Origin of the sequence: Rhizorhabdus argentea (assembly GCF_037861105.1) — a bacterium.
Lineage (GTDB): Bacteria > Pseudomonadota > Alphaproteobacteria > Sphingomonadales > Sphingomonadaceae > Rhizorhabdus > Rhizorhabdus argentea.
This window is the reverse complement of sequence record NZ_JBANFK010000010.1, coordinates 141,156-154,232: the sequence shown is the minus strand read 5'-3', so window position 1 is coordinate 154,232 and position 13,077 is coordinate 141,156. Positions and strand designations below refer to the sequence as shown.

Below are 13,077 nucleotides of genomic sequence, written 5' to 3'. Positions count from 1 at the left end.
GGTGGAGCAGCCCGGTAGCTCGTCAGGCTCATAACCTGAAGGTCACAGGTTCAAATCCTGTCCCCGCAACCAAATCACAAGCAAAATCAGAGACTTAGCAATGGCCCCTCACGGGGCCGTTTGCGTATCCGTACTATCACAGAGCTAACACAAAAGCGCATCTGCGCTAATCTGCCGCCCGGACGATGTTCTGGCGCAGGTGATGTGATGGTCAACCACGCGATACTCGGCGGTTCGGTGCAGCTCTACAGGCGCGGCGATGGTCGCACCTGGCATTGCTCGGCTTCGGTCGACGGCAGGCAGCGGCGTGCCACCACCAGGGAGCAGGATCTCGCGCTTGCCAAGCAGGCGGCCGAAGACTGGTATCTCGATCTGCGCGGCAAGGCCCGCGCCGGCATGCTGATCTCCGAGAACACATTCGCCAAGGCAGCCGAGCTCTTCCTGAAGGAATATGCGGTGATCACCGAGGGTGACCGCAGTGAGCGCTGGACCGAGGGGCATGGGATCCGCTTGCGGGTGCATCTGTTGCCCTTCTTCGGCGCGCTCGGCCTGTCGCAGGTGACGCCCGGCAAGGTCCAGGAATATCGCGTGCACCGCATGGGCAGCCGCGACGAAATCAATCCCCATTCCAAATCGAACAGACCGCCGAGCGGCAAGCCGCCGGCACGTAGCACCCTTCACAATGAGATCGTGACCTTGCGCCAGGTGCTCAAGACCGCGGTCCGCCATGGCTGGCTTGCCTATCTGCCCGATCTGTCGCCGCCATATCGGACGCAGGGCAAGGTCGTGCATCGGCCCTGGTTCAGCCCGGCCGAATATAAGCAGCTCTATGAGGCGAGTCGTGCCTATGCGCGCGAGCCCTTCCACGGCCATTATGCGTGGAACGCCGAGCAGGTGCATGACTATATCCTGTTCCTCGCCAACACCGGGCTACGCCCCGACGAGGCGCGTAATCTCGAGCACCGCGATGTCGAGATCGTCGAGGACGATGCCACCGGCGAGCGGATCCTCGAGATCGAGGTGCGCGGCAAGCGCGGGGTCGGCTATTGCAAGAGCATGGCCGGCGCCGTCCGCCCCTATGAGCGCCTGCTGGCTCGTCCCAAGCCCGGTCAGCATGAAACCCGCCGCGAGGCGCAGCGGCGCCGTCGTGCGGGCTTGCCGGAGCCCGAAAAGCTAGCGCTCGTTTATCCGGAGCCGACCGACAAGGTCTTCCCAGGCAATCATGTCGCGCTGCTCAATGGCATCCTCGACCGCGCTAAGCTCAAGGTCGATCGGGATGGCAAGCGGCGCACCGCCTACAGTCTGCGCCACACCTATATCTGCATGCGTCTCATGGAGGGCGCCGACATCTACCAGATTGCCAAGAACTGCCGCACCAGCGTCGAAATGATCGAGAAATTCTACGCAGCCCACATCAAGACGATGCTCGACGCAGCGTCGATCAATGTGCGCCGGCCGAAAAAACCCTCGGCAAAGGCCGGAGCGCACGCGCAGGCCATGCACGAGGACTAGCGAAGGGACGCTCGCACGAGCGGGACCGCTGGCGACAAGCGACCCGGACGGGCCGCCGCCATCGCACTGAGCAAATGACGCGTGAGATCCGAAGACCGAATCCATGTGGGCCGCTGGGCCGGCACTGCCTCAGGACGTACACAATGGAGTCTGGCTGGAACTCGGCCGCTAGCTTGCAACCTGTACGAAGGTATCGCTGCCATTGGAACGGCACCGATCAGCGTAACCTTGCCAAGGTTGGGGTCGAGGGTTCGAATCCCTTCGCCCGCTCTAGCTTGTTCATTATATATCAATCACTTATTCTGTTCCCGGGCGCGACTCTGGCGCTGCCGATCGGCCGGCCTGGCGGCCGGCTTCCGCAGCGCCGCGCTCGGCATCGCTCCGCTGCCGTCGATAATCACCGGCATCGCCACGTTCATGGGCATCGTCGCGCTCGGTCGCTTCGCGGCGCTATCGCTGTCGAACCGTCCCGCACGCGGCATGCTGATCGGCTTTTTCGCGATCCCAGCCGCGATTGGCGGCTTCTCAGTCGCAAACGCTTTCGCGTCGCTTGCGGGCTGCGGCAGCTTCGCCGTTGCGCTTGTCGCGGGTGGCTTGAGCAGCGCTGTCGCCGCGTACGGACTCGCTCGTCCGATCGCCTGATCGCACTACCCGCCCGTCATTTCTCCTCATATCGCCCCGCCCGCCCGTTCCTGGCGGGGCTTTTTGCCAGCCCATCCTGCCATTGATTGGAAAGGGCGATGGAATGAGGTGGGTCGCCGCCTGCCGCCGAAGAGGGGCTCGATGGTTGCGGCGTGCAGATGGCGAGCCAGCGGTCGGCTGTGCTGCCGTCATCTTCGCACCCGGTTTTCAGGAGCGCGACTCCGCGCGGTCCGAATCCTTCCGGCCACGGGCTTCTGGTCGTGAGGCGGGGATCGAGACCAAACAGACACCGCCTGTTCGCAGGCGGGCCTATCCGGCGGCACGGTCACGGCGTCGGGCTTCTAGACGGGCCGCGATGCTGTGGCCACGTCTCCTGTCGGCGGATCCAGGCCGGTGGCCAAACAGCCTCTCTTCATGGCTTGATGACCGAAACCGGCTTCGCCTCTGCCGCTCGGGGCCGCAACGGCTTTGGGTCACTTTTTTCCCCTGCCGGCTTCGCCGTCATTCCTCGCGGGGACAAAAAAGCGCCCCGCCGCCGTCCTCCAGCTGCGCTTGCGGGTCTTCGACTGCATCCGCGGCAGCCCCGGTCACCTTCAACGCCATCGAGGCCGTGATGGGCACGGGCTCGTGGATCAAGACTGGAGACCTAACATGGCTACCATCGGCACCTTCAAGAAGACCGCTAACAACGAGTTCGTCGGGGACATCGTCACCCTCAGCGTCCAGGCCAAGGGCGTCCGCGTCATTCCCGACAGCAACGGCGCCAACGAGAATGCGCCCTCGCACCGGGTCTTCGTCGGTCGGGCCGAAATCGGCGCTGCCTGGACCAACGAGTCCAACGAAGGCCGCGCATATCTCGGCATCAAGCTCGACGATCCGAGCTTCACCGCTCCGATCTACGCCAACCTGTTCGAAGACGAGGATGGCGAGACCTACAACCTGATCTGGTCGCGCCCGACTCGCCGCAACGGCGACTGAGCTGACCGATCAAGCCCCGCCTGGAACGACCGGGCGGGGCTTTTGTTCGATCCATTTTGATTGTAATATTAACCACCTATCGCGCGGCGCGGCATAGTTACGACCGGGTCCTAGGGATTTGCACCTTGCGCGGCAGGCCGCTGGGCGTCGTGCTGCGCGCACGTGGCGGCGTCGAAGGCGGGCGCTGAGACCCATGGTATCGATGCGAGACGACCTGTTCGACACGCCGATCCCGCCGGTACCGGACCAAGGGGAGGCGCGGGTTTGTTCGCCTCGAAAGAAAGGGCTGCATCGCGGCCGCACTCACGGTATAGATACGGAACAGAGTGAGATCGGACCGACACTATGAACCAGGCTGCCGCAATTGCCCCGGAATTCAATAACGGAAGTGACCTCGAGTTTACCGACATCTCGAGCGAAGCCTGGCGCGAGTATCGCTTTGCCGACGGATCGACCGTCCGGATCGATAACCCCCTCAAGCTCAACGTCAGCGACAGCGGTGGCCACCGCATTTTCGATGCCCAAAACCGGTCGCACTATATTCCCGCCGGCTGGCTCCATCTGTCCTGGGAGGCAAAGCCCGGTCAGCCCAATTTCGTTCGCTGAGCGGCTAGACCGGCCTGCCCGAGAGCGACCCGCGACCGACGCCCGATGATCGTTCTGCTCTCGTCCGACTTCCGGCCGCGCTATTCCGACGACATCATCCGCATCTTGGCCCTGCCCCGAGGCGGGCAACTGCAACTGCGCTATGGCGCCTCGCTTCTAACCGCCGGTGTTCAAGGTTGTGTGCCCCGCGAACAACTGGCCGGAGAAGCCGCGCTCATCTGCTTTGTCGCCGACGCGAACGCGTCAACGCCTTTTGCCTTGGTCCCTGTTCGCTTTGTGACCATCATTCGCGCCGAAAAGGTCGGCACCTCCTACATCTTTACGGTCGCAGCCGACGCCTTTGTCACCGCGCTCACAGATGCGGAGATACGCGCAGCAGCGAGTTCCACCGACCAGCAGCGCCTTCCAGCGCCTCCTGGCGCCTCGCCCACTGCTGGCGAGATCTTTGCTTTCGGCGGCACGGAGGCCTGGCGCGAGCACAAATCGCTCTCGCTCGACACGTTCGAAGCCACAGCGGAGCGCCTGGCCGCTCACACCACCTTCAACGCAGCCAAGTCGGCGTTTTTCACCGTGGTGCGTGTCAGCGAAGTTCGCGCCCGTAGTTGGTTCGGCACTTGGCCGCAGCCTCGCAGGCTCAATCAGGGCGCCTTCGATCTGAGGGCCGGAAAACGGTACGAATGCGAAGTCTACTGCCTGAGGCTATATGAGCCGCCCAAGGCAGTTCCGATTGAGCCGAACCCCGGGTTCGTTTTCACTACCATCGCGAGCACGTCTCCCAAACCGTCGCTGGGTGCCGAGGCTAATGACAGCTGGGTTCACTTCGGCTCCGCCAAGCGCAGCATCATTGACTCTCGGTACGATGTGAAGCGCTTTCTATTCGAGGCCGAGCCAGACGTCGTCCGGCGCGTCAGCGGGATCCGGCTCTTCCTGACTGAAGGCCTGGACGAAAGTTCGACCGACTATCAGCAGGACATCACCCTGTCGCTCATCTTCCGCGGATCAATCTTCTGGGCGATCATTAGAGCGATCCTGATCGGCATCGCGACCGCCGGACCCAGCATGATCGCTATCAACGCTGCGGGAAAGTTGAACGCGGGTGCGGTCGCCGCGGTAATAGCTCTCGGTGCATTGGCTGGCGCCGCAGCGATCTTCCCCACTATCCGAAAGCCTTGATTGCACCCCGATGACCGATGCGGCGGTGAGATCACCTCTATCGTCCAACGGAAGGATCTGAAGCGGATCGACTGCATCCACGATGCGACGATCAATTTGTTCGCGCCCTAAAAACTTCCCAGCGCTACCCGCGCCCAAGTTCCGGCGGTTGAACGAAGTGAGGAACCGGCTATCGTTGCTCCGGGGTAATGATGGCTCTCCTGGCGCCGATATCAAGCGACATATTTGTTTTTGAGGGGGTAGCGTGCGCACCGAAATTGAACATATGCGGGAAGCGCTCGCCTCTTATATCGAAGCGACCTACCATCTTTCAAATCCCAAGGTCGTCAACCTCAGGCGCAATCTGCTGACCCAGGGCGGGGTTGCCCAAACCCCGTTTATAGAGAGCACGCCCGCATACGTCGGCGACCGCAAGTTCGCGACGCTAGCGATCGATCCGCAGGTGCGCGCCTTCCTAACCAGTATGGCGTCGCGGGAATCCGAGCAACTCCTGTTCGATCCGCCCTATGAGCATCAGGCGCAAGCACTCGAACTCGCAGCGAAGTCCGATGCTGGCGGCACGGGCATCGTCGTCACGACCGGCACCGGATCGGGCAAAACGGAGGCCTTTCTCCTGCCTGTGCTTGCCCGCCTGGCGGGTGAAGCCACGCACCGGCCCGAGCATTTCTCGACGCGCGCGGTACGCGCGCTGCTGCTCTATCCGATGAACGCGCTGGTCAACGATCAGTTGGGCCGGCTGCGCACGCTGTTTGGCGCGAGCGCGGTGCGCAAATGGTTCACCTCTGCAGCTAACCGACCCCCCAAGTTCGGTCGGTATACTGGCCGCACGCTCTATCCCGGCATGCGCGACGGCGACCGCGATCAGAAGCGACTAAAGACGCTCGAATATTATCTCAAAATCGAGGACGGCGCGCGTGCCGGTAACGTCAAGGATCAGGCGCTCTTGCAGATCTTGCGGGAGAAGGGTCGCTGGCCCGGTAAGCCGGACAGTTTTCTCGGTGCCTTTGACGGCCTGCGCAATTGGTACGGGAAGCCAGGCGCCCATTGGGTGGACTCCAATGGCGATCCGCTGCGCGCGATCGAGCGACTCGAAGATCCCGAACTGCTCACACGCCATGAGATCCAGGCAGCGTGTCCAGATCTCCTTGTCACCAACTATTCGATGCTCGAGTATATGCTGCTGCGCCCCATCGAGCGCGATATCTTTGCCGACACGCGCGCCTATTTCGAGGCGCACCCGCAAGAGACGTTCTTTCTGATCCTCGACGAGGCGCATCTATACCGCGGTGCGAACGGCACCGAAGTTGCCTATCTCATCCGTCGTCTCCTAGACCGGCTCGGCCTGCCCGCTTCGCGCGTGACCTTCATCGCGACCAGTGCCTCTTTCTCGAATAGCGACGCTGCAGCCAAGTTCGTCGCGCGGCTGACGGGTCTGGAGCCCGACGCGATCACCACACTGACCGGCGAGAAGCGTGCGTTCGAGCCGTCAGCGGCGGGTTCTACCGACCTCGCCAGCGCGCTCGCCGCGGTACCGCTCAACATGCTGCAATCCTCGTCGCCACGCGACCGCGCCGCAGTCTTGGTAGCGCTCGCAAAGCATTCGAAAAAGCAACTCGGCGCGCCCGTGACGCTCAAACGCATCGACGGCGCGGCCCAAGATATCGTCGCGACCGTCCATGGTTTCGACGGTCGCGGCGAGGCAATCGAGGAAGAGGTGCTGCTGGCTGCGGGCGAGATCGCTGAGACGGAGCAAGTCTTTCTGGTCGTTGACGATGTGCGGTGTTCGGAAGGCGGGGTGTCGTTTACCCGGCGCTTTGAACTCGGGACCGCGAAGGCGGAAGCGTGCGACTGGAAGGAAGACGACCTGCCGGCAGCGCTCGCCGAATTGCTGGGCGAATTGCCGGTGCTCGGCCGCCTGCGCAACGTCACCTCCGGTGCGCAGTCGCAAACCGACCCGGTCGCCTCACCGGGCGCAGCCTGGGCGCTGACCGCGCTTCCGGTCGCCCTTTTTCCCAACGCCGATGCCGAGTCCGGCGCGGCGGCAGTCGATGCGCTGCTCGAACTCGCCTCGCTCGCCCGACCAAATCCGGGCGCACCGCCGCTACTTCCGGCGCGCGTCCATATGCTATTTCGCGGGCTTCCTGGCTTGTGGGCCTGCGCGAATCCGGACTGCAGCAGGATCGCCGAAGACGAACGTGGGGGGCCGACCGGCGCACTCTACGCCGAGGCGCGCCAGAGCTGCGATTGCGGCGCTCAGGTCTATGAACTGCATAGCTGCCGCGACTGCGGACTGTCGGTCGCACGCGCGAACGTCGGTGCACCGACCGGGGTCGAGCATCTTTGGCAGGACAATGGCCGTGCCTATGCCGGTGATACCGGCGTCATCGAGCCGATCCACGTCTGTCTCGAGGATCCGCTTCCGCAAAAGCCCAATATGATCCGTCCTGCCTTTCTCGATCTCAAGTCCGGGCGGATCGGCGGTAGCGGCGGTATGAGCCGAGAGGTTTGGTTACCTCCGTTGATGGGCGCCAAATTGTTCGAGAAATGCCCACGTTGCGAAGCATCGTGTGCCGATACGTCGCCGGGAGGAATTTCTGACCTGCAGACCAAGGGCGAGCAGCCGTTCAAGGAACTGATTTCAGTCCAGGTGCTCGAGCAGCCGCCACGCCCCGAGAGCACTGCGCCGCTTCAAGGCCGCAAGGCGTTGGTCTTCTCCGATGGACGGCAGACCGCGTCGCGGCTTGCCGGCGAAATGAAGACTTTCTCGTTCCGCGACAGCCTTCGACCTTTGCTGCTGACGGGCATGCAGGCACTGCGCTCGCCCGTGTTCACGCCATCGCTGAACGACGCACCGCTGGCGATCTCGCTGGGCGCCGCCAAATTCGGCGTACGATTGAGGCCCTCAGGGGATGACGAAGGCGCGATGGACCATGCCGGCAGGCGCGCCAACAGTCTCGTCGGAAACGAGGATGCCGAGGCGGAAGACTTCCGGTCGCTGACCGCCCAGACCTCTGACCGAACCCCCCTCTCGGTGTTCCAGAGCATCTACGCGGTGCTGCAGGACGATCATACCGGCCTCTTCCCGCTCGCGCTGGCGATGCTGCGCCCCAAGCTCACCAAGACCGAGGAAAAGCAGCTCAAGGAGTCGCTCGTCCTGCCACTGGTCGCGGGACTCGGCGAGGACGTGGCGCGGACTGCTTTGGTCGAGCTCTGGCTGTGGCAGGCGATGCGCAAGCATGCGATCAAGCTCCAGAGCAGCTTCAAGAACATCGAAGGCGCCAAGGGCTCGTCGGGGATTCGACCGTGGAATGGCCGGTTCAGCCAGGTGATCGCCAAGCAGTTGGGCGAGCGGGGCCTCAAGGCGTGGATCAAGGGCGACTATGCCAGCGTCTGCGAGCCTGCGCTGCGGTCGATATTCTCGGATGGCGAGCCGGGCGATTATTTCCTGCTCGCCAGCAAGGTCGCGCTTGATCCCGGCGAGACATCCGAGTGGCTCCGGTGCGAGCGGTGCACCAGCGTCTCGCCGCGCAACGCGCTGCTCGGTGATCAGTGCGGCTATTGCGGCGGTGGCGCCAAGATGATCGATCCCGCGCATGACGCGGTGTTTCGTAGCCGCAAGAGCTTCTACCGGCGTCTGTGGGAACGGCTCAGCGATCCCGACGATGCCTATGCGCCGCATCAGCTTATCGCCGAGGAGCATTCGGCGGCCCTCAACGACAGCGGTCTCGCCAATGCGATGTCGCGCAATGAAGCCTATGAGTTGCGCTTTCAGGATATCCCGATCGAGCAGGACGGCCAGATCGGCTCGCCGATCGACATCTTAAGCTGCACGACGACGATGGAAGTCGGCATTGATATCGGCGGTCTGACCGCTGTCGCGCTTCGCAACGTGCCGCCAGGACGGGCCAATTATCAGCAGCGCGCGGGGCGCGCCGGCCGCCGCGGCGCCGGTCTCTCGACAGTCGTCATGTTCTGCGGCGCCGACAGCCACGACCAGAGCTTCTTTCGCGATCCCGCGCCGATCGTCGCAGGTCCCGCGCCCGATCCGATCCTCAATCTCGACAATCCGGTGATCGCGCGCCGCCAGGCATTCGCCTATCTGATCGGCCGGTTCCAGCAGGACCGGATCGATACCGTTGGGGGATCGGCGGACGTCTTTTCGTCCCTCGGCAGTGTGGCGGACTTCCTCGGCGGCGCTGCCGATGTCTTCTCGCTCCAAGGCCTGACGCAGTGGATCGCGGACAATCGCGACGATCTTCACTTCGACCTCGAGCGGCTGTTCACCGAATCCTGCCCGGCGCTCAATGCGGATGACCTGCTCGATACCATGCCTGCCGTCCTCGAGGCGCATCTGATCGTACCTGGCGAGAGCGCACCACCGCCACCGCCACCGCCGCCGGCCAAGGCCGACGATCTCGATGACGACGATATCGAAGACGAGGAAATGGAGGATAGCGCCGACGACGATCACGGTGTCGCCGATAATGGAAAGCTGCTCGACCGTCTGTTCGACGCTGGCCTGCTCCCCAAATATGCCTTCCCAACCGATGTCGCGACCTTCAGCGTGTTCGAGGAAACGACCGATCCCTGGAATCCGAAGCGCCGCTACTCGCCGCAACAGGGCCTCAATGCTGCGCTCAGCCAATACGCGCCCGGACACGAAGTCTGGGTGGACGGCAAACGCTACCTCTCCCTCGGTCTCTATTCCGAGCGCGATGCGGAGCGGATCGGCGCTTACAAAGCGCGGCGGCTCTATTATCAGTGCCAGCTCTGCAACTATGCGGACCTTAAGGATCTGAAGGACGGCTATCCCGAGCAGACCCGCGACTGCCCGGCATGCAATGGCCGCGCGACCCTGGGCCCCGCCCGGCGCTGGGTCAGGCCGACCGGCTTCGCGCATCCGCCCTCGATCACGGCGCTACCACCCGATTTCGATGCGGGTACGCGCACGCGCCCGACCCGCGCCACGCTCGATTCGCTGCAATTTCCCGACGCAGCGCGCATCGGCGGCGAAAGCTGGCCGATCGGCACGCGCTGGGAAGGCTGGGGCGACACCAAGACGTTGGTCGTAACTAACCGCGGATCGCTCGACGCGACCAATTATGCCTTCAATTACTGCGGCAAGTGCGGGCGCATCGAACCGGGCGACTTCGATCCGGCGATGCGCCGGCTGCGCTCCGGCCAAACCCATCCACGGCCCCGGCCCAACCGGCCGAAGGAGCAGGAGGAATGCGACGGGACGTTCACCAAGATCGTGCTGGGCAACGAGTTCGACACCGACGTCGTGGTGTTACGGCTGGGCTTGCCGCGCGACTGGTCGCTCGACCCCGATCGCGCGGCAACCACCATTGCTGCACGCTCGGCAGTCGAGGCATTGCGCCGGGCGGCCTGCGCGATGGAAGACCTTGAACCCAACGATATCGACGGAGATTTCCGCTTCGCGCCGAGAAGCGCCGATCATCAGTTCATGGATCTCTATCTCTATGACCAGGCGGCCGGCGGCGCCGGCTTTGTGAAGGCAGCCGCGCGCGAACCGCACAAGCTCGTCGATGCGGCGCTGGCGTTACTCGACGGCTGCGACTGCGACGACAGCTGCTACCAGTGCCTGCGCTCGTACAAGAACCGTTACGACCACGCGCTGTTTGACCGGCGGATCGGCGCCGACCTGCTGCGTGCCTGCTTCAAGGGCGCGCCGTTGGGAATTGAACCTGACCGGGAGGATCATGCGCTCGATCGGCTAGCAGCCGACCTGGAGGAGAGCGGTGCCGCGACCAAGCGGCTCGATGGTGGCCTTATCGACCCGCAGGGAAAGGTCATCTGCCTCGCTCATCCTTTTGTCGAGAATTGGCCCTGCTCGCCGCGGGCGCGCGCACTGATTGAGGACAAGGACGCGGTGGCGATCGACATCCTTCTCGTCCTGCGCGCGCTTCCGATCGCATCGAGCGAGGCGCTGTCAGTCCGGAATGTGGATTTGAACGCGGGCCTCAAGCCCGACGCCAATGGGATTCCGGAGTTGAGCGTCGCGCAGATCGTGGCCGGCCAGACTACGGCCGACGCGCAAGCGCCCCGCTATGCAGTCACCGAGGCTGAGGTCGGCGATTTCCTATTCAAGCTCGACGCCAATACGTTGTCGGGCAAGGCGGACGTCGCCAAGGGCACGATGTGCCTGTTTCGGCCTTTCGCTGGCGAGCCGACTAAGACAGACATTTATTTGATCCGGCGAAGCGACGGCGAGGCGTTCGGCGCGACCCGTGCGAGTTGGACGGTCGGCATGCTCCAGGCTCTCGACAAGGACCAGACGCGCGTCCGTTACCGGGCGGCGTCGCATCATATGGAATGTTCGAGCCAATTAGTGCAGCCCTCCAGCGCGCTGGTCGCCGTCGGCCAATTCATCAAGGCGGTGCATTGATGGCGCAGTTCATTCCCTCGATCGACCCGGAGACGATGGAGTTCGGCTCCGAAGCCGACTTTGCGCGGGCAATGCAGAAGCAGTTGGGCGAAGGGTTTCTGGTGATGCATTCACTGCCCTGGGTCTTCCCCGCGCGCGACGACATCGACGCGCCTTCCCGCGAAGGCGAGGCGGACTTCCTGGTACTGCACCGCCAATTTGGATTGCTCATCATCGAAGTGAAGGGCGGCGAAATCACGCTCAAGGGGCGGACTTGGTATCGCCACGTCAAGGCCGGCCTCAAGGAAATCAAGGACCCGGTTCGCCAGGCACGGCGCAGCTTGTGGGCCTTGAAGAAGCGCATTGAGCTTGTCTGCGGCAAGGCCGTCGCCGATCAGACGATCATCTCGGTAGCGGTCGCCTTCCCGCATTGCCTGTTCAAGGATAATCCACCGACCGACCTGCCGGCAGATGCGATCTTGACGATGGACGATCTAGCACATGTAGAGCCTGCGATTTTGCGCGCCTACAAGGCTGGCGGTGGCGGCAAGCGCGAACTGTCGCCCCAGGAATTCGATGCGGTGCGATGCGCGCTTGCGCCCGAGTTTCGCGTCTATGAGCCACTGCGCGTCAGTGTAGATGCTGCTGGCGAGACGCTCGCCCGCCTGACTCGTCAGCAATTGCAGGTGCTGCGGGGCTTCGACGCCAATGCTCGAGCGATCATTGAGGGGGTTGCAGGTTCAGGCAAGACGTTGCTGGCGATGCAGCGCGCACGCTCAATGGCCACGACGCACAAGGCGGTTCTGTTCACCTGCTTCAACGCCGAACTGGCCAAATGGATACGCGAGGAAATGGCCGCCGATCTTGCAGAGAATGGGGGCAAGATCACGGTACAGAACTTCCATCGGCTGGCATCGGACTTGTGCAAAGCGGCGGAAGTCGACTTCACCGTCAACCAGCAGGACGCCGCGCGCTGGTGGGATGAAAAGGCGCCCGACCTGCTCGCCGAAGCCGCCCTCGATCTTTATGGTGGCGATCCGCCGTTCGACGCGATGGTCGTTGACGAAGCGCAGGACTTCTCCCCCTCCTGGTGGGACGCCCTCGAGTATCTGTGCGACCGCAAGGGCGCGGTCTGGGCGTTCCTCGACAAGGCGCAGAGCCTGCGCCGCGATCCCGTCGGTCCACCGCTCGATGGCGCTTTCCGCTTCGCGCTCGATGTCAATTGCCGCAATACGCGGCGGATCGTTGCCTGCGCCAATGCCGCGACCGACGTCGCCAGCGAGCCGTTCGAACTGGCGCCACTCGGGCGACCGCCCAAGCTGATCGTACCGCAGACGCCGACCGCGATCAGTGGCCTTGTGCAGCAAGAAGTGCGCTCGCTGCTCAAAGACCATCGGCTCGAACCGCGCCAGATCGCGATCCTCGGTCCAGCAAGTAAAGCGAAGGGGCCGCTGGCCACCGTCAGCGCGATCGACGGGGTACCGCTCATCGACGACGCGTCGCAGTGGCGCGACGGCAAGGGGATTTTGTGCAGCACTGCGCGCAGTTTCAAAGGGCTCGAGGCGGATGTAGTGATCCTGTGCGATTTTTCCGGCTTGGGCAGCTTGTTCACCGTCAGCGATCTCTATGTCGCGCTGACTCGTGCGCGCTCGCATCTGGTCATCGTGGCGCATGATCGTGTGGCCAAGGAGAGCCTCGATGTCGCACTTGCGGCTGCGATAGCAACGGGTGCCGGCGAATGACCATGTTGGACGCCTGGAGTGAGGCGATTGGATACG

Annotated in this window: 7 protein-coding genes; all 7 read left to right on the top strand. The window is 63.4% G+C overall.

Going from position 1 to position 13,077, the window contains the following annotated elements; genetic code table 11:
• Positions 1-207 precede the first annotated feature (207 nt).
• The gene (locus AAC645_RS11630; protein ID WP_340316175.1) at positions 208-1,512 is read left to right on the top strand and encodes a site-specific integrase; all 1,305 of its coding nucleotides are present in this window, start codon (positions 208-210) and stop codon (positions 1,510-1,512) included.
• A 417-nt stretch (positions 1,513-1,929) separates the two neighbouring features.
• Positions 1,930-2,154, top strand: coding sequence for a hypothetical protein (locus AAC645_RS11625; RefSeq protein WP_340316174.1), 225 nt, complete (start codon positions 1,930-1,932; stop codon positions 2,152-2,154).
• 651 nt (positions 2,155-2,805) lie between these two features.
• Positions 2,806-3,132 (top strand): DUF736 domain-containing protein, encoded by a 327-nt coding sequence (locus AAC645_RS11620; RefSeq protein WP_340316172.1) that lies wholly within the window; start codon positions 2,806-2,808, stop codon positions 3,130-3,132.
• Between the two features lie 345 nt (positions 3,133-3,477).
• Positions 3,478-3,738: a hypothetical protein gene (locus AAC645_RS11615; RefSeq protein ID WP_340316170.1), complete on the top strand. Its 261-nt coding sequence runs from the start codon at positions 3,478-3,480 to the stop codon at positions 3,736-3,738.
• A gap of 45 nt (positions 3,739-3,783) precedes the next feature.
• Positions 3,784-4,911: a hypothetical protein gene (locus tag AAC645_RS11610; RefSeq protein ID WP_340316168.1), complete on the top strand. Its 1,128-nt coding sequence runs from the start codon at positions 3,784-3,786 to the stop codon at positions 4,909-4,911.
• Positions 4,912-5,155: 244 nt separating this feature from the next.
• Entirely contained in the window at positions 5,156-11,320 is a 6,165-nt protein-coding gene (locus tag AAC645_RS11605; RefSeq protein ID WP_340316166.1) for a DEAD/DEAH box helicase, read from the top strand.
• Positions 11,320-13,041, top strand: coding sequence for an NERD domain-containing protein (locus tag AAC645_RS11600; RefSeq protein ID WP_340316165.1), 1,722 nt, complete (start codon positions 11,320-11,322; stop codon positions 13,039-13,041). Before AAC645_RS11605 ends, AAC645_RS11600 begins: the two co-directional genes overlap by 1 nt.
• The last annotated feature ends 36 nt before the right edge of the window (positions 13,042-13,077 follow it).

Excerpts from the sequence above, each read along its gene's own strand:
- AAC645_RS11600 (WP_340316165.1), top strand. The coding sequence starts at position 11,320 with ATGGCGCAGTTCATTCCCTCGATCGACCCGGAGACGATGGAGTTCGGC.
- AAC645_RS11630 (WP_340316175.1), top strand. The coding sequence starts at position 208 with ATGGTCAACCACGCGATACTCGGCGGTTCGGTGCAGCTCTACAGGCGC.
- AAC645_RS11615 (WP_340316170.1), top strand. The coding sequence starts at position 3,478 with ATGAACCAGGCTGCCGCAATTGCCCCGGAATTCAATAACGGAAGTGAC.
- AAC645_RS11620 (WP_340316172.1), top strand. The coding sequence starts at position 2,806 with ATGGCTACCATCGGCACCTTCAAGAAGACCGCTAACAACGAGTTCGTC.
- AAC645_RS11610 (WP_340316168.1), top strand. The coding sequence starts at position 3,784 with ATGATCGTTCTGCTCTCGTCCGACTTCCGGCCGCGCTATTCCGACGAC.
- AAC645_RS11625 (WP_340316174.1), top strand. The coding sequence starts at position 1,930 with ATGGGCATCGTCGCGCTCGGTCGCTTCGCGGCGCTATCGCTGTCGAAC.